Source organism: Achromobacter deleyi (assembly GCF_902859705.1).
GTDB classification, from domain to species: domain Bacteria; phylum Pseudomonadota; class Gammaproteobacteria; order Burkholderiales; family Burkholderiaceae_B; genus Achromobacter; species Achromobacter deleyi.
This window is the reverse complement of record NZ_CADIJO010000012.1, coordinates 19,806-36,916: the sequence shown is the minus strand read 5'-3', so window position 1 is coordinate 36,916 and position 17,111 is coordinate 19,806. Positions and strand designations below refer to the sequence as shown.

General features: G+C 65.5%; 12 protein-coding genes. 7 read left to right on the top strand and 5 right to left on the bottom strand.

Going from position 1 to position 17,111, the window contains the following annotated elements; all coding sequences use genetic code 11:
* Window positions 1-9 precede the first annotated feature (9 nt).
* Together HV798_RS17835 and HV798_RS17830 are read right to left on the bottom strand one after the other, a co-directional pair.
* The gene (locus HV798_RS17835; RefSeq protein WP_175191866.1) at window positions 10-1,038 is read right to left on the bottom strand and encodes a histone deacetylase family protein; all 1,029 of its coding nucleotides are present in this window, start codon (window positions 1,036-1,038) and stop codon (window positions 10-12) included.
* A complete protein-coding gene (locus HV798_RS17830; RefSeq protein ID WP_175191865.1) occupies window positions 1,035-1,760 on the bottom strand; it encodes a GntR family transcriptional regulator in 726 nt (241 codons plus the stop codon). Before HV798_RS17830 ends, HV798_RS17835 begins: the two co-directional genes overlap by 4 nt.
* Before the next feature lie 164 nt (window positions 1,761-1,924).
* Here HV798_RS17830 and HV798_RS17825 point away from each other — a divergent pair, with 164 nt between their 5' ends.
* From HV798_RS17825 to HV798_RS17800, 6 genes are read left to right on the top strand one after another with little or no spacing between them, the layout of a single operon-like run.
* Window positions 1,925-2,692: a class II aldolase/adducin family protein gene (locus HV798_RS17825; protein WP_175191864.1), complete on the top strand. Its 768-nt coding sequence runs from the start codon at window positions 1,925-1,927 to the stop codon at window positions 2,690-2,692.
* A 53-nt stretch (window positions 2,693-2,745) separates the two neighbouring features.
* Window positions 2,746-4,311, top strand: coding sequence for an ABC transporter substrate-binding protein (locus tag HV798_RS17820; protein WP_175191863.1), 1,566 nt, complete (start codon window positions 2,746-2,748; stop codon window positions 4,309-4,311).
* A 35-nt stretch (window positions 4,312-4,346) separates the two neighbouring features.
* Complete coding sequence (locus tag HV798_RS17815) at window positions 4,347-5,321, top strand: ABC transporter permease (protein WP_175191862.1); 975 nt, start codon at window positions 4,347-4,349, stop codon at window positions 5,319-5,321.
* On the top strand, window positions 5,318-6,163 hold the full coding sequence (locus tag HV798_RS17810; protein WP_175191861.1) for an ABC transporter permease: 846 nt from the start codon (window positions 5,318-5,320) through the stop codon (window positions 6,161-6,163). The genes HV798_RS17815 and HV798_RS17810 overlap by 4 nt, the downstream gene beginning before the upstream one ends.
* On the top strand, window positions 6,160-7,857 hold the full coding sequence (locus HV798_RS17805; RefSeq protein ID WP_175191860.1) for an ABC transporter ATP-binding protein: 1,698 nt from the start codon (window positions 6,160-6,162) through the stop codon (window positions 7,855-7,857). Before HV798_RS17810 ends, HV798_RS17805 begins: the two co-directional genes overlap by 4 nt.
* Window positions 7,854-8,864 (top strand): 2-hydroxyacid dehydrogenase, encoded by a 1,011-nt coding sequence (locus HV798_RS17800; protein ID WP_246288907.1) that lies wholly within the window; start codon window positions 7,854-7,856, stop codon window positions 8,862-8,864. Before HV798_RS17805 ends, HV798_RS17800 begins: the two co-directional genes overlap by 4 nt.
* Before the next feature lie 69 nt (window positions 8,865-8,933).
* Here the strand turns inward: HV798_RS17800 and HV798_RS17795 are convergent, their stop codons facing one another.
* From HV798_RS17795 to HV798_RS17785, 3 genes are all read right to left on the bottom strand, one after another.
* Entirely contained in the window at window positions 8,934-9,590 is a 657-nt protein-coding gene (locus HV798_RS17795) for a response regulator (protein ID WP_175191859.1), read from the bottom strand.
* The gene (locus tag HV798_RS17790) at window positions 9,587-12,892 is read right to left on the bottom strand and encodes a hybrid sensor histidine kinase/response regulator (RefSeq protein ID WP_175191858.1); all 3,306 of its coding nucleotides are present in this window, start codon (window positions 12,890-12,892) and stop codon (window positions 9,587-9,589) included. The genes HV798_RS17795 and HV798_RS17790 overlap by 4 nt, the downstream gene beginning before the upstream one ends.
* Window positions 12,893-13,093: 201 nt before the next feature.
* Window positions 13,094-14,266 carry an EAL domain-containing response regulator gene (locus HV798_RS17785; protein ID WP_175191857.1) on the bottom strand — a complete coding sequence of 391 codons (1,173 nt, stop codon included), beginning with the start codon at window positions 14,264-14,266 and terminating at the stop codon, window positions 13,094-13,096.
* A 359-nt stretch (window positions 14,267-14,625) separates the two neighbouring features.
* Between HV798_RS17785 and HV798_RS17780 the strand changes: the two genes are divergently transcribed.
* Complete coding sequence (locus tag HV798_RS17780; protein WP_175191856.1) at window positions 14,626-17,106, top strand: autotransporter family protein; 2,481 nt, start codon at window positions 14,626-14,628, stop codon at window positions 17,104-17,106.
* Window positions 17,107-17,111 lie beyond the last annotated feature (5 nt).

Here is a 17,111-nt window from a genome sequence, read left to right as displayed (position 1 = left end):
CGTTCTCCCTCAGGCGGCGGAATCGAAGCCGCGCAGCGCGCTGGCCAGATTGGGGCCCAGGTCGTCCGACAGGTAGCCGCCTTCCTGCACCAGCACGGTGGGCAGGCCCAGCCGCGCGATGTCGCCCAGGATGGCGCCGAAGCCCGCGGTGGTGACCGCCAGGCCCTTGTAGGGGTCGCGTTCATGCGCGTCCAGCCCCAGCGCCACCACCAGCGCGCCGGGCGCAAACGCCTGGATATCCAGGAACACGCGGCGCAGCGCGGCCAGGTAGCCTTCGTCGCCCGTGCCCATCGGCAGCGGCCGATTGATGTTGTAGCCCAGGCCGTCGCCTTCGCCGGTTTCATGGGCGTGGCCGACAAAGAACGGCGTGGTGTGGTGCGCGTCGGCGTGCAGCGACACCGTCAGCACATCGGGGCGGCGGTAGAAGATGCCCTGGGTGCCGTTGCCGTGGTGCACGTCAAGATCCAGGATGGCGACGCGGCGGTGCGCGGTGCGCAGGTGCTGGGCCGCGATGGCAGCGTTGTTCAGGTAGCAAAAGCCGTTGGCGCGGTCCACATAGGCATGGTGGCCCGGCGGGCGGCACAGCGCGTAGGCCGCACGTTCGCCGTCCAGCACCAGTTGGGCGGCATGGGTGGCACAGTGCGCCGACCAGGTGGCCGCTTCCCACGTGCCCGCGCCGATCGGGCACGCGGTGTCGCCCATGTGGTAGCCGGCCAGGCCGACGATGTGATCGGGATAGGTGCAGGGCTGGCCCGGAAACGGGTGCACATTGGCCACCACTTCTTCCGAGGCGTCGGGCAATTCGCGCCAGCGCGCGTAGGCGGTTTCAAGAAAGCGCAGGTACTGCGGCGTATGCACGGCGGCGCGGGGCGCCGCGCCGTGATCGTCCGGCGTGATGATGCGGTGGCCGTCGCGCTGCACCGCCGCCAGCAGGCGCGCGCCGCGCTCGGGCTGTTCGTTGCTGCGCTTGACCTTGCCGCGCACGATGAAAAACTGCGGATCGTGAAGCTGGTGCTTATCGCTGTAGACGACTTTCATGGCTTCTTACTGCCCCTTGGTTTTTCGCCCGCCGCGCCATGCTGCGAGACGAACAGGTTGCGGACGTGCTCCCAGGCATCGTCCAGGTGAACCTTCATGCAGGCCTGCGCGGCCTGCACGTCTCGCCGCGCCAACGCGTCCAGGATCGGCTGGTGCGTGGAGGCGACCAGTTCCGGGTCTTGGTAGACGTTGTCGATCAGCGAAATGATCATGCGCATTTCGGTCTGGGTGCTGGAGAACAGGCGCAGCAGATACGCATTGCCCGACAGCTCGCAGATCAGGGTGTGAAAGCTCAGGTCCAGCTCGATGCGGCGATGCTGCGGCGCGTCGGCGGCCTCGGCAATCATCAATTGCAGCAATTGGGTCAGGCGCGCCAGGCCCGCGGCATCGGCGTGTTCGCAGGCGGCGGCCACCGCCGTCATTTCCAGGCTGAGGCGCACCTGGAACAGGTCGTCGATTTCCCGCACCGACATCTCGCGTACGAAGAAACCGCGGCGCGGCTTGGACACCAGGATGCCCTGGCGTTCCAGCCGGCGCGAGGCCTCGCGCACCGGTGCGCGGCTGATCGCCATCTGGCGGGCAATCTCGGCTTCGACCACGCGGCTGCCGGGCGGCAGGCGGCCTTGCACGATGGCCTGGGTGAGCCGGTCTTCGACCACGCCGACCAGGTCGGGAACATTGACGGATTCGAAAGCGGTAAGGGCGGCCGGGATTTCAGGCATGGCGGGTCTCGTCTGGGGTGTGAATGCGCTTGGCGCGTCAGCTATATAGCACCCCGTTTTTTCGCAGCATATCAGTGTTACTGCTAACTGTCGACAGTTGACGATCGACGCATAATGCCCAGCATCCGGCCCGCCGCCGCAGCCCACCCACCAAGGACGCATCAATGGCCCATTCCCAGGAACCCGCGCAACCGATCAGCGCGGCGGAACAACAGACCCGCCGCGACCTGGCGGCCTGCTATCGCCTCATTGCCCATTTCGGCATGGACGACAGCATCTACACGCACATCTCGGCGCGCGTGCCCGGCGAGGAAGGCGCCTTCCTGATCAACCCGTACGGCCATCTGTTTCGCGACATCACGCCCGAATCGCTGGTCAAGGTCGGCTTTGACGGCCGCCCCGTGGCGCCCACGCCCTACGACGTCAATCCGGCCGGCTTCACCATCCACAGCGCCGTGCACATGGGCCGCCCCGATGCGGGCTGCGTGCTGCACACCCACACGGTGGCCGGCGTGGCCGTGTCGTCGCTGGCCTGCGGCCTGCAGCCGGTGAACCAGTGGGCGCTGCAGTTCTACAACCGCGTGGCCTATCACGACTACGAGGGCATTGCGCTGGACCTGGACGAACGCGAACGCCTGGTCGCCGACCTGGGCCCGCACAACGCAATGATCCTGCGCAACCATGGCCTGCTGACCACCGGCGCCACCGTGGCCCAGGCCTTCATCCTGATGCTCAACCTGGACCGCGCCTGCCGCGTGCAATTGGCCATCCAGTCCACCGGCCAGGCGACCTACCCGGTCAGCCCGCAGGTCAGCGAAAAGACCGCGCGCCAGTACGCCAGCGGCGACACCAACCGCCTGCCCGGCGCCCCCGATCCCAGCGAACGCGAATGGCGCGCGCTGTTGAAGCTTGTCGAACCCGCCGACGCCTGACCGCGCCGCGCAGCCCCGCCCGCCACCTTCGGCCCCGTCACCAGGAGAACCTCATGAACCGACGCGACTTTCTGATTTCAAGCGCTGCCGCGGCCGGCTGGTGGAGCGGCGCCGCCGCCCTGCCCGCCTGGGCCGCGGCCGCGCGCAACGGCGTGCTGAACATCGCCGTGCAGCCCGAGCCGCCCGGCCTGATGCTGGGCATCATCCAGAACGGCCCCACCCAGATGATCGGCGGGCAGATGTACGAAGGCCTGCTGCGCTACGACGAAAAGCTGGAACCGATGCCCGGCCTGGCCACGTCCTGGACGGTGAACGACACCGCCACCGTCTATACCTTCAAGCTCAAGGAAGGCGTGCTGTGGCACGACGGCAAGCCGTTCAATGCGCACGACGTGGTGTTCAGCGTCGACCAGTTCCTGCGCAAGACGCACGCGCGGCTGCGCGCCGGCCTGGCGTTCGTGGACAGCATCAAGGCGCTGGATGACCACACCGTGGAATTCCGCCTGCCGCGCCCGTTCGGCCCGTTCCTGGGCCTGTTCGAAGTCGGCACCATGCCGATGGTGCCGCGCCACATCTACGAAGGCACCGACTTCCTGAACAACCCGGCCAACAACACGCCCATTGGCACCGGCCCGTACAAATTCAAGGAATGGCGCCGCGGCTCGTACATCCAGCTGGTGCGCAACGAGCAGTACCACGAGGCCGGCCTGCCCAGCGTGGACACGCTGTACTTCCACGTGATTCCCGACGCGGCCTCGCGCTCGGCGGCCTTTGAATCCGGCAAGCTGGACGTCTTGCCCGGCGGCACCGTCGAATACTTCGACATCGCGCGCCTGAAGGCCCTGCCCAACGTCGAGATCACCACCAAGGGCTGGGAATTCTTCGGGCCGCATTCGTTCATGTGGCTGAACAACCGCCATCCGGTGCTGGCCGACGTGCGCGTGCGCCGCGCCATCATGTACGCGCTGGACCGCGAGGCCATGCGCAATGTCGCCTGGTATGGCTTTGGCAAGGTGGCCACCGGCCCGTTCAACAGCACCGTGCGCTATCACACCGACGAGGTCACGCGCTATCCGCGCGACGTGGCGCGCGCCAAGCAATTGCTCAAGGAAGCCGGCTACAAGGGCCAGACGCTGCGCCTGTTGCCGCTGCCCTATGGCGAGACCTGGCAGCGCTTTGCCGAGATCGCGCGACAGAACCTGGCCGAAGCCGGCATCAAGCTGGAAATGACCGCCACCGACGTCGCCGGCTGGAGCGAAAAGACCGCCAACTGGGACTACGACATCGCCTTCTGCTACCTCTACCAGTACGGCGACGCCGCGCTGGGCGTGGCCCGCAACTACCTCACGTCCACCATCGCCAAGGGCTCGCCCTGGAACAACGTCGAGGGCTACAGCAACCCCAAGGTCGACGACCTGTTCGAGCGCGGCTCGCGCGAAGCCGACCCCGAGGCGCGCAAGCGGCTCTACGAGGAAGCGCAACGCATCCTGGTGGACGACGTGCCGGTAGCCTGGCTGCTGGAACTGCAGTTCCCCACGCTGTACCGCAACAACATCAAGAACCTGATCAATTCTGGCATCGGCTTGAACGATAGCCTGGCGCGCGCCACGCTGGCCTGAACGGCGCGCAACCAGGCAGCAACAGGGGGAATGCCATGAAGAAACTCACGTACCTGATGCGCCGCATCGTGCAGGGCCTGCTGGTGCTGGCCCTGATCGCGGTCATCAATTTCCTGCTGATCCGCGCCGCGCCCGGCGACCCGGCGGCCGTCATGGCCGGCGAGGCCGGCGCGACCGACGAGGTCTTCATGACCCAGCTGCGCGAACGCTTCGGGCTGGACAAGCCCTTGCCGCAGCAACTGGCCACCTACCTGGGCCACGCCGCCCGGCTGGACCTGGGCGACTCGTACCGGCAGCAGCGCCCGGTCATGAGCCTGATCGGCGAGCGGTTGCCGGCCACGCTGCTGTTGACCATGACCGCCTTCGTCGTGTCGCTGACACTGGGGGTGGCGCTGGGCGCCTGGACCAGTGCGCGCGCCGGGACCTGGCTCGACAGCCTGGTCAGCACCTTGTCGATGCTGTTCTATGCCACGCCGCTGTTCTGGCTGGCATTGATGGGGGTGCTGCTCTTTTCGGTCAAGCTGGAATGGCTGCCCGGCTTCGGCTTCGAGACCGTGGGCGCGGGGCACGCGGGGCTGGCGCGCGTGGCCGACATCGCCAGCCACCTGGTGCTGCCGGCGGCCACGCTGGCGCTCTTCTACATGGCCGTGTATGCCCGCATGACGCGCACGGCCATGCTGGAAGTGGCGCAGATGGACTTCGTCAAGACCGCCCGCGCCAAGGGGCTGTCGCCGCGCCGCATCCAGCGCCGCCACATCCTGCGCAACGCGCTGCTGCCCGTCATTACGCTGGCCGGCATCCAGGCCGGTTCCATGGTGGGCGGCACGGTGCTGATCGAAACCGTGTTCGCCTGGCCCGGCATCGGCCGGCTGATGTTCGATGCCCTGGTGCAGCGCGACTACAACCTGCTGCTGGGCACGTTCCTGGTCACCGCGGCGCTTGCCGTGGCGTTCAACATCATCACCGACCTGCTCTACACGCTGGCCGATCCGAGGATAGAACTGCAATGAACAACGGATTCTGGCGGCGTTTTCGCCGCAACAAAGGCGCCCTGGCCGGCCTGGCCGTGATGGCCGCGGTGCTGCTGCTGGCCCTGGCCGCGCCGCTGGTGGCCGCGCATGACCCCTGGGCCATGGTGCAGCGCCCCTTCCTGCCGCCGCTGGACATGGCAGGCCTGCCCTTCGGCACCGACACCATGGGCCGCGACATCGGCTCCGGCCTGGCCTACGGCGCGCGCATCTCGCTGCTCATCGGCCTGATCTCGACGCTGGCGGGCCTGTTGATCGGCGTGTCGGTGGGCGCGCTGGCCGGCTACTACGGCGGCTGGATCGACACCGGCCTGATGCGCTTTACCGAGCTGTTCCAGGCGATTCCCAGCTTTGCGCTGGCGATCGTGCTGGTGGCCATCTTCCAGCCGTCGGTCGGGTCCATCGTGACCGCCATCGCGCTGGTGTCGTGGCCGCCGGTGGCCCGGCTGGTGCGCGGTGAATTCCTCACGCTGCGCCACCGCGACTTCGTCCATGCCGCCCACCTGGCCGGCGAATCGAACCTGCGCATCATCATCACGCAGATCCTGCCCAACGCGGCCGCGCCCATCGTCGTGATGGGGTCGCTGATGGTGGCCACCGCCATCCTGCTGGAATCGAGCCTGAGCTTCATGGGCCTGGGCGATCCCAACGTGATGAGCTGGGGCTACATGATCGGCGCGGCCCGCACGGCGCTGCGCCAGGCCTGGTGGATCAGCCTGTTTCCCGGCGTGGCCATCCTGCTGACGGTGCTGGCGCTGAACCTGATCGGCGAAGGCCTGAGCGACGGCCTGAACACCCGGCTGGACCCAAGGAGCCGCGCATGAATCCCGTCGACATCCTGGCCGCCGACGGGCTGGCCGGCAGCGCCCTGGCGCCCGACCCGCTCGCCGCTGCCACCGATACCCTGCTCGACATCCGCGGCCTGTCCATCCGCCTGCCGGCCGGCGCCGACCGCCCGCTGGCGGTGAAAGACGCCAGTCTGCGCATCGGCCGCGGCGAAACGCTGTGCATCGTGGGCGAAAGCGGCTCGGGCAAGTCCATGATCGCCAACGCCGTCATGGGCCTGTTGCCTCAGCCGATGGTGGCCCCGGTGGCTGGCAGCATCGCCTTCCAGGGCCACGACCTGCTGACCCTGGCCGAACCGCAATGGCGCACGCTGCGCGGCAACCGCATCGGCATGATCTTCCAGGACCCGATGTCGGCGCTGAACCCGGTGATGCGCATCGGCGACCAGCTGGAAGAAGCGCTGGATGCCCACGTCAGGCTGTCGGCCGCCGACAAGCGCGCCCGCATCATCGGCGCCTTGCGCGACGTGCGCCTGCCAGACCCCGAGGGCATCGCCGCCAGCTACCCCGGCCGCCTGTCGGGCGGGCAGCGCCAGCGCGTCATGATCGCCTGCGCCCTGATGCTGGAACCGGCGCTGCTGATCGCCGACGAACCCACCACTGCGCTGGACGTCACCACCCAGGCGCAGATCCTGGAACTCATCCGCGACCTGCAGGCGCGCCACGGCACCGCCGTGCTGTTCATCACGCACGACTTCGGCGTGGTGTCGCAGATCGCCGACCGCGTGGCGGTCATGCAGCTGGGCGAGATCGTCGAGGCCGGCACGGCCGCCGAGGTCCTGGGCCACCCCCGCCACGACTACACCCGCAAGCTGATCGCCGCCATTCCGCACGGCATGCCGGCAAGCGTGCGCAGCGCCGAGCCGCAGCCCGTGCTGCTGGACGTGCGCGACCTGACCAAGACCTACGTGTCCGGCGGCGGGCTGTTCCGCCGCGGCCGCGAGACCGCCGCCATGCGCGGCATCAGCTTCACGCTGCGGCGCGGCGAGGTGCTGGGCCTGGTGGGCGAATCCGGTTCCGGAAAGTCCACGCTGGGCCGCTGCATTGCCGGCCTGCTGGCGCAGGACAGCGGCGAGGTGCGCCTGAACGGCCAGGCTCCCAAGGCGCGTGCGGCCACCGGCCGGGTGCAGATGGTGTTCCAGGACCCGCAGGCTTCGCTCAACCCGCGCCACACGGTCGGCCGCTCGATCATGGCCGGGCCGATCGCCCAGGGCATGGCGCCCGACAAGGCCCGCGCCCGCGCGGCCGAACTGCTGCAACTGGTGGGCCTGAACCCGGATGCCGCCGGCCGTTATCCGCACGAATTCTCGGGCGGCCAGCGCCAGCGCATCGGCATCGCCCGGGCGCTCGCGTCCGAACCCGACCTGATCGTGGCGGACGAACCCGTGTCGGCGCTGGACGTGTCGGTGCAGGCCCAGGTGCTGGACCTGTTCGCCAGCGTGCGCGAACGCTTTCACCTGAGCATGCTGTTCGTCACCCACGACCTGCGGGTCGCGGCGCAAATGTGCGACCGCATCGCCGTCATGCAGCAGGGCCGCATCATCGAATGCGGGCCGGCCGCGCAGGTGATCCGCGAGCCGCAAGAGGCCTACACCCGTGAACTGGTGCAGGCGGTGCCGGACTTCGCCAGCATCGTCTCGGGACGTGCACGCCGCATGGGACAGGCCGCATGAGCGCCGCCGCCTTCGCCGCCGCCTCGGCCGCGACCCCAACCGCCATGGCTCCTGTCACCCCAGACCGCCCGCCCTGCATCGCCCTGCTCAGCCGCGTGCTGGACATGCGCTACCTGGTGCCCGCCTTCCAGGCGCTGCGGCCCGACATCGCCTGGCGCACCGCCGACGACCTGGGTGACCCCGCCGACATCGATGCCGCGGTCTGTTGGCTGCCGCCCGCGGGCCTCTTGGCCACCCTGCCCAACCTGCGCCTGATCCAGTCCATCGGCGCGGGCGTCGACCACCTGTATGCCGACCCGGCGCTGCCGCGCCACGTGCCGGTGTGCCGCGTGGCCGAAGCCGGCATGACGGCGGGCATGAGCACCTACGTCGCCTGGGCGGTGATCAACCACCATCGCCACTTCCGCGACTATGTCCGCAACAGTACCCAGGGTGTCTGGCGCGAAAGCCCCATCGTGCCGCCATCGGAACACCGCGTGGCCATCGCCGGGCTCGGCCGCCTGGGCCTGGCGGCGGCGCAGGCCCTGATGGCGCTGGGCTATCGCGTATCGGGCTGGAGCCGCACGCCCAAGCCGGACCTGCCGGCCGGCATCACGGGCCATCACGGCACAGGCGGCCTGCCCGCGCTGCTGGCCCAGGCCGACACGCTGGTCTGCCTGCTGCCGCTGACGGACGACACCCGCGGCTTCCTGGGCGCGGCCACCTTCGCGCAGTTGCCGCGCGGCGCCCACGTGGTCAACGCGGGGCGCGGCGAACACCTGGACGCCGATGCTCTGCTGGCCGCGCTGGACAGCGGCCAGCTGGGCTACGCCACGCTGGATGCCACGCCGCAGGAACCGCTGCCGCCCGACCACGCGCTGTGGCGCCATCCGAACGTGCTGGTCACACCCCACATCGCCACGCGCACCCCGGCCGCGGCCATTGCCCGGCAGACGCTGGACAACCTGCGAACGGTGCGGGAAGGTGGCCGGCCGGATACCTGCGCCGACCCGGCGTTGGGCTATTGAAAGAACCGCCCGCTCGCGGCGGGCCACGCCCAGCGTGCCGCCGGCGGGCGCTGCCATCGGAGCGGCGCTTCAGGAGGCCGAGAAGATCTTGTGCTGCAGGCAGAACATGACGAGTTCATGATCGGAAGACACGTCAAGCTTGCGCATCGCGGACATTTTCTGGGCGCTGACGGTCTTTACGCTACGCTGCAACGTCGCCGCGACCACCGTCACGGTGCTGCCTGACATCAGGTGCCTGAGAATCTCCAGCTCTTTCATGGTCAGCGAGTCGATCCTGTCCGCCGCGGAAGGCCCCTTCGCACGCGCCGGGCGTGACGCTTCGAAAGCGGGCCCACTGTAACGTCTGTTGTCCTGGACCGCGCGCAAGGCTGCCAGTATCTCGGACATGTCATCCATTTTGGACAACACCGCCAATACGCCCAGCGACCACAGCTTGGCGATGATGACCTGAGACTGCACCACGGTCAGAATGATGATCTTGAGGTCGGGGAACTGTCGCCGCAGGTAGCTGATGAGACGCAGGCCGTCGCCATGGACGGCATCACCGGGCATGTCGTAGTCGGTGATCAACACATCGGGCGAGTGCTGGGCGATCAGGCGCAGCAGTTCGCCCGCCTGATGAGCCTGCCCAACCAATTCGTACTCTGTGCGGCTCGACAGAATCTGCTTCAGCCCAAACAGGACGACGGGATGATCGTCGGCGATCAGGAGTTTGAGACGTCTCATTGCTGCCGCCTTTGAACAGGTTCCGACACTGCAGCGTCTGGCCTTTCGGCATCACCCGCAGCCGAAGGTTGCTGGATCTGGTCCAGTATTTTTTCTATCTCCGCGAGGGTGCTTCTGACCGCAATTTCTATCGGCATCGTGATGGTCGACTCGTTGAGCTGCTCTTCCAGCACCCAGCAATCGCGGGCGACGTCGGCGAAATGGGCCACTCCCAGACTGCCGCACAGCCGGTGCATCATCGCACGCAACCCACGCGCATCTTTCTGCAACAAGGCCCTTTTCGCCCCCTCCAGGTCTTCACGCGTCGTCTGGACAAAGATCGCCTGCAGGTCGTCGAAGATCGAATCTTCCTCGGGCGTCGTGGCTCTGGATCCGAACCATCGGCTTTCAAGAGGCGGTTTCACTTTGGCACAGGCGGCCACCAGGCAATCGCGCAATTGGGCGATCGTGAAGGGCTTGGTCAGCCAGGTGCTGATCGCACTGTCTTCGCGCTCCTGCCCCGCGTGCAAAGGGGTGGCCGTAATGCCGATGATGGGGCGTACCTCTCCCGCGGCGCGCAACCTGGCCGCCAGGGCCAGGCCATCCATGACAGGCATGTTGATGTCCGTGATCAGTATGTCGAACGTCTCCCTGCCCCACCGGCTCAATGCCTCGGCGCCGTCGTTGACGATCGTTGCCTTGCATCCCAGCGCCTTCAGTTGCTTCTGGATCAGCGCCTGATTGGTGGCGTTGTCTTCGGCGACCAGGATCCGCAGCGACAGGCGATTCAAGTCTTCTTCGACGATGCGCGGGTCCGGGGTCGCGTCGCCTGGCGCGCGCGGCGTCGCGCCGGGCGGGGGCGGCGGTAGATTCTCGTGCGGCGCGGGCTCACCGAACTGCAGTTGATGAAGGGCCCATCCCAAGTTCTGAATCGGCGTGAGGTTCACGATGAGTCCGTTGCGGGACGCCTGGGGTGATGAAGGGCCGTCGCCCAGGCAGACGATACGCGGACCCTCCCAATCCATCTGGGGCAGGTAGTCAGGAAAGACATCCACGACGATGGCAATGTTGTCGGGCAAACGCCCAGGTACCGGCTGCACAGCCCGTGCGCCCCAGTGCTCCACCCAGAGGCAGATATTGCTCGCCAACTCACGCAATGGCGCGCGGACCAGGATCGTCTCCGGCTTGAGCGCCGGACTCCCTGGCCCGGCCCGGGCTTTGCTGCCCAGCGGAAGGTCGAGCTCCAGCGTCATGGTCGTTCCGCCGCCAAGCTGGCTCTTGACCGCGATGTGCCCGCCCATCATCGTGACAATGCTCTTGCAGATGGAAAGACCGATACCCGTGCCATGCACGAGTTCCACCCGGTTTGACGGCACCTGGAAAAAGGGTTCGAACAGGCTGTCCAGATGTTCTTCCGAAATGCCGACGCCGGTGTCCACCACGCGCCAGCGCAGACGCGCGGACGATGCCGGCACCGGGGCGTCAAGCGCCTGCAGCGCAAGCGTGACCCGGCCTTGCTCGGTGAACTTGAGCGCATTGCTGACCAGATTGGAAAGTACCTGCCTGATGCGCAACGCGTCCCCCTGCACGGCGCGCGGCGCCGCCGGATCGATCAGCGCGTAGATTTGCAAGTCTTTGGCGTGAGCGAGCGCGGCATAGGACTGCAGCACATCTTCGGTCAACTGCACCGGGTCGAACGTCGCGACATCCAACGTGAGTTGTCCAGCCTCGATTTTCGCGACATCCAGGACATCGCTGATGATGTGAAGCAGACTGGCGGACGATTTCTCAATGGTCTGAACGCACTGGCGCTGCTCGGGATCCAGGCTGCTGTGCGACAGCAGTTCCAGCGTCCCCAGGACGCCATACAACGGCGTCCTGATCTCGTGGCTCATCGTGGAAAGAAACACCGTCTTGGCGACATTGGCGCTTTCGGCCGCCGTCTTGGCCTGATTCAAGACATTGGCCACGTCAATGAACTGCGTAATGTCGTTCAGTACATAGAGTGTGGCGTCGCGGCCTTCATAGCGCGTCTTGGTGCGCTGGATCTGGAGGTTTCTGCCGGCCACATTCAATTGCTCGACCCGCGGCCCGACCGGCTGGCCGCCGGGGGCTTGCGCTGTGCGGCCCGGTGTCAACAATTCGGAGGTCACCGTGCCGCCCAGCCAGGTGCGGGCCAGCGCGTTGGCGTTCAGGACCTCGCCATTGTCCGCGATGACGCATACCCCGACCTGGGCCGAATCGACGACCGCGCGGCTGAAGCTCTCGCTCTCCACCATGCGTTCATGGCTTCTCTGAGCCGGCAGCACGACCATGCGGGAATGATGCCTGAACAAGACCACGAACGTCGCCGCCCCGATCAGGATCAGTATGAAAGCGGCAATGAGATGAAACTGCGCGATATAGAGAATGTTCTTGTACGGCGTAAAGTAGTTCGCCCGCCATCCGTCTGCGTTGCTGACCTGGAAAATGATGCCGGGCAAGACATAGCTCACGCCGGACGCTATCGCCCCGCGCTCGCTGGCGATCTGCGGCATCAGCGGCATCAGCGGCGTGCCATCGGGCGAAAAGAGCTCGAATCCTTCGACCAGCGCCCGGTCCAGGACACCCCCGACGTTGGTCAGGCGATGCGAGTCGACAAAACTGGCGGCGACATAGTCGTCGGGCTGTCCCTCGGTGGTCAGTCCGAAGGCAGGGTCGACGGAAATTCGGCGGTACGCCATGAAACTCACGGTCTCGCGGTGGTTGCCTTCGCCATACAGGCTCAACCAATGGACAGCCTGCGACGCCTGTTCTGCAGGGGCCTCGATGATCGCCTTGCGGATGCGCGCCAGGCTGACCGTACAAGCGTGTTCATCCTGGCCCTCTGCCCGTACCAGGGGCAGACAAGGTTTCGAAATGGCGTCGGTATGGTGCAGCGACAGAACAAGCGCCTGGTCACCGGGAAACTCGGAATTGGCCCAGTAGTTGTCGTACATTTCATCGAGCGCCACCCCCAGCGCGAGAATGCCCTTGCCGCGGGGTTCGCCCAGCTCGCTTCGGGTCGCGAGGATGAACGCGGTGGACGACAGGACGTCCTTGATCTCATACCTTGCGGTGCCGTCGCCCGGATCGGACCTGACGAGTATTTCGCGGGCCTGCTTGTTGGCCAAGGGCTTCAGTTTGCCTGCCTTGCCATCGAGAAGCTCGAGAAAGGCGCCGTGGCTTCTCAGATTGCCGATGACCTCGTTGAAATGGTATTGGGCCCGGGCGTATTCCTGCGCAATGACGCGGGAGGCGGAGAAAATGGTGACGGCAAGCGAAAACAGAACCAGAGCGATCATGATCGCCAGGATCAATTGAAGGCGATGAGACATCCTCGCAAGTTTGCGAACAGAAGCTGACTCGGGTTCCATGACAATCGACTTTAACGGCAATAGGTCGTTTCCGGCTCGAATGTGCGCTATCTTTTTCAGCGCTCGGCAGGCCTGTGGCTTTGGCGCTACCCGGCGGCACCGGCCCCGGGCGGGCGGGCTCACCGGGGCTCAGCGGCTGGAAAATCCCGCGAACAAGTCGGCGCTCAAGGCGCCCGAAAAGTAGAAGCCCTGCGCGGCGTCACATCCGATCAAACGCAGATACTCGACCTGTTCACGCTGCTGAACGCCCTCCGCGACGACCATGATGCCCAGCCGTTGGCCAAGCGCCACGGCGCTTTCCACGGCGGCCTGCGCGCCATCGTCATCCAGGCAGCCGACGACCAGCGCCCGATCTATCTTCAATTCGGAAAAAGGCGCGGATATCAGGTTGTAGAGCGAGCTGTAGCCTTGGCTGAAATCGTCCTGGGCAAGGCCGAAGCCCATCATTCTGAGGCGGCATGCCCCGGCGAAGAAATTGCTCTGCGACCGCGCGGTGCTTTCTTCCGTCAGTTCGAAACTGATCGTGGCCGGCTGGCCGCCCTCGGCCAATGTCCAATTGAGTATCTTGTCAGGAAGCGACTCATCATCGAACAGGTGGGGCGGAAGATTGATGGAAACGGGTACCCGGACCCCACGCTCGTCCCACTTGCGTTGCGCCGTGATGGTCTGCTTGATCACGCACTGAAGCAACGTCTCGTCGAGCTGAAACAACGAGAGGGCTGGCAAGAACTGGTTGGGCAGCAATATCAGGCCATCGTCCGTGATCCATCGGGCGAGCGCTTCCGCACCCACAACCGCGCCGGTGCCAAGGCTGACCTTGGGCTGAAACCACGTCTGGACCTTGCCACCTTCCAGGGCCGCCTGAAGGGTATCCCTTTCCAATGCCAACGGGAAATCGCGGTGTTGGTATTTCGACCTCCATGCAGCTTCCATCTCGGATGCCAGCGATTTCACGTCGGCAAGACGGACGGGCTTCTCAAGATGACCCACCACGCGTATGCCCAGCAGTTCTGCCATCCGGCTGGCGCTGTTGAGCAACCGGCTGGAGGACGCACTCATGATGGCCAGGCCAGGCTTGACGGGCTGCTGCGCCAGTTGCCGGATGAATTGAATCCCGTCGAATTCCGGCATCATCAGGTCGAGCAGGATCAGGTCGAACTTGACGCTCTTCATGAGCTCCAGGGCGTCTTCGCCCCGCGACGCAGTCTCCACCCGGAACTCGCCGCCACGTTGAAACAGACGGCTCAGGTATTCCAGCTGCCAGGCGTGATCATCAACAATCAATAGGCTAAAGGGCTTCATGCTCTTGCGTTAACTCCCTGGACACCGTGCCGCCATCGCAGGAAGGAAGTTACCGCGACAGGCACTGCGCATCTGCACGGCCATCCGCCGGCGACAGCTACGCAGAATAGGGATATCCACGGCACGCGGGAACGAGAGGATTCTTAAAAATCAGCCGCCGGATTTCAGAATCGTCTCATTTGCGCCGCAGGCGGCCCTCGCTAATCTGGCCATCTTCCAAGATTGCAGATATCCACTCACAGCGGCGGTCCCTGACGTGTCGCAGGCTACTTTGATTTCGCGGGGAAATGCCGCGAAGCCCAACGCAAGCCCACCACATGTTCAGGACAAATCACGACCGTATCGAACAGGCCGAAAACATGGGCAAGACCAAGCATTCGCAATTTCTACTTACCGCCAGCGCACTGGCGATTGGCGCAGCCGGCATCCCCGCCGCCGCTCAGCAGATCATCGCCAACGGCGTGACCCTTCAGGTTCCCGCCGATACGGTCATCGCCACGAAAGCCGCAGGCGAAACCGCGGGTTCCGCCCTTGCAACCTCCCATCGCGGAACCATACAGGCCCTGGGTCCGGTGACGATCACCACGACTGGCACGCAGGCTCATGGGACATATGCTTCCGGGAAGGGGACGATAAATCTTGTCGGCGGCACGATAACAACCACTGGCGACAGCGCAGCTGGCCTGCCTTCTTACGACGGTACGATTACCTCGAGCGGCTCGTTGACCATCAGGACTTCGGGAAACTTCTACGCTGTTGGCATCGGCGCCCACGCCAGCACCACGACCCTTGACGGTGCGGTTGATATTGCAACCCGCGGCGATACCGCAACAGGACTGCTTGCATACCGGAGTACGGTTACCTCGAATGGCTCGTTGGCCATCAAAACGGCAGGCATGTTTAGTCACGGCGTCTTCGCGCTGGACGGCAGCACAATCGATATTTCGCGTGGTGATATCACCACACAAGGTACCTTTGCAGCAGGCATCTATAGCAGTTTTCATAGCGGCAATCGAGTCAGCACCGTTTCGATCGCGAATGGCACGCTGAAAAGCGAGCTGGGCGATCTGGTGCGATCGGATGGCGGCAACCTCGATGTCACGCTGAATGCGATGACGACGAGCAATGGAAGCGGCCTGGTCCTCAACGTGCTCGATGACGCGTTCGGCAACCCGGGGGCCGTCAACTTGAAGGCCATCAATACGGGCCTACAGGGTCTTGTCTTTGCCGCCGCAGGCAGTACCGCCAATGTCAGCCTTGTGGGCAGCACGTTGACCGGCGCGGCCGACAACGCGACGAACCTGTCGCTGGACGCAGGCAGCGTCTGGACCATGACGGAGGGATCGACCGTCTCCGACACCGTTGCCAACGCCGGCACGATCACCTTTGCGCCGCCCGGTGCAGGGGGATTCAAGACGTTGACGACCCGAAATTACGTGGGCAACCAGGGTTCCGTCGCGCTCAACACGGTACTGGGTGCGGATGGCTCGCCGTCGGATCGAATCGTGATTGACGGCGGTGCGGCCACCGGCCGGACCGGACTGGTCATCCACAACATCGCCGGCAAGGGCGCGCCCACCACCGACGGCATCAAGGTTGTCGATGCCATCAACGGCGGCATGACGAACGCGGATGCGTTCTTCCTGGGCAATGGCGACTATGTCACCCAAGACGGCCAGAACGCCAAAGTCGACGGCGCCTATGCCTATACGCTGAACCGCAGCCCGGTCTCGAGCGGCCCGGATGCCTATGGCGACAGCCAGGCCAGCAACGACTGGTATTTGCGCTCACGTTATCAGCCGGGCGTGCCGGCCTATGAAGCCTACCCGGCGGCGTTGCTGATCCTCAATCGCCTGCCGACCCTGTCGCAGCGCACGGGTGGCCGCTACTGGCGTGATCAGGTCCAGACCGCATGCCAGGACGTGGCCGGCGGTTCCGCATGCGCGCCCAGTCAAGGGCTGACTGCCGACGATCAGGACGGCACAGCGGCCATGATCCGGGGCAATAACGTCTGGGCCCGGATCGAAGGCCTGCATGGCCGCCAACAGCCCGGCGACACGACGAGCCGCGCGGATTATGACTACAACCTGTGGAAACTCCAGGCGGGCGTTGACGGCCAACTGCACAGCAGCGACGCAGGCAAGCTGATCGGCGGCGTCACCGTTCACTACGGCCAGGTCAAGACCGACATTTCCTCGACCGTCGGCAATGGCCGCATCGACACATCGGGGTATGGCTTGGGTGGAACGCTGACCTGGTACGGCGCCAACGGCTTCTATCTCGACGCGCAGGGCCAGGTCACCCAATACGAAAGCGACCTGCATTCCCGCACCCTGGGCCGCAGCCTTGCCAAGGGCAATGACGGATCGGGCCATGCGCTCAGTCTCGAAGGGGGCAAACGCATCACGCTCAGCGAGTACTGGACGCTCACGCCACAGGCGCAATTGACCTGGTCGTCCATCGACTTCGACAGTTTCACCGACCCCTACGGGGCGCGCGTCTCGCTTGACCAGGGCGACAGCCTGAAGGGACGCCTCGGCCTGGCACTGGAACATGAGCGTAGCGGCAAGGACGCCAACGGCAAGGCGAGCCGCGCCAAGGTCTACGGCATCGTGAATCTGACGAACGAATTCCTCGACGGCACGCGGGTCGACGTTTCCGGGACGGAATTGAGCAGCCGCGCAGAAACGCTGGCCGGCGCAATTGGCCTGGGCGGCGCCTACAGCTGGGCGAATGACAAATACACCGTCTATGCCGAAGTCGCGGCCGACACCAGCCTGAAGAACTTCGCGGACAGCTACGAAGTCGGCGGCACAGTCGGCCTGCGCGTCAGGTTCTGACTTCC

Excerpts from the sequence above, each read along its gene's own strand:
- HV798_RS17830 (WP_175191865.1), bottom strand. The coding sequence starts at position 1,760 with ATGCCTGAAATCCCGGCCGCCCTTACCGCTTTCGAATCCGTCAATGTT.
- HV798_RS17820 (WP_175191863.1), top strand. The coding sequence starts at position 2,746 with ATGAACCGACGCGACTTTCTGATTTCAAGCGCTGCCGCGGCCGGCTGG.
- HV798_RS17795 (WP_175191859.1), bottom strand. The coding sequence starts at position 9,590 with ATGAGACGTCTCAAACTCCTGATCGCCGACGATCATCCCGTCGTCCTG.
- HV798_RS17815 (WP_175191862.1), top strand. The coding sequence starts at position 4,347 with ATGAAGAAACTCACGTACCTGATGCGCCGCATCGTGCAGGGCCTGCTG.
- HV798_RS17825 (WP_175191864.1), top strand. The coding sequence starts at position 1,925 with ATGGCCCATTCCCAGGAACCCGCGCAACCGATCAGCGCGGCGGAACAA.
- HV798_RS17810 (WP_175191861.1), top strand. The coding sequence starts at position 5,318 with ATGAACAACGGATTCTGGCGGCGTTTTCGCCGCAACAAAGGCGCCCTG.
- HV798_RS17800 (WP_246288907.1), top strand. The coding sequence starts at position 7,854 with ATGAGCGCCGCCGCCTTCGCCGCCGCCTCGGCCGCGACCCCAACCGCC.
- HV798_RS17780 (WP_175191856.1), top strand. The coding sequence starts at position 14,626 with ATGGGCAAGACCAAGCATTCGCAATTTCTACTTACCGCCAGCGCACTG.
- HV798_RS17785 (WP_175191857.1), bottom strand. The coding sequence starts at position 14,266 with ATGAAGCCCTTTAGCCTATTGATTGTTGATGATCACGCCTGGCAGCTG.
- HV798_RS17835 (WP_175191866.1), bottom strand. The coding sequence starts at position 1,038 with ATGAAAGTCGTCTACAGCGATAAGCACCAGCTTCACGATCCGCAGTTT.
- HV798_RS17805 (WP_175191860.1), top strand. The coding sequence starts at position 6,160 with ATGAATCCCGTCGACATCCTGGCCGCCGACGGGCTGGCCGGCAGCGCC.
- HV798_RS17790 (WP_175191858.1), bottom strand. The coding sequence starts at position 12,892 with ATGATCGCTCTGGTTCTGTTTTCGCTTGCCGTCACCATTTTCTCCGCC.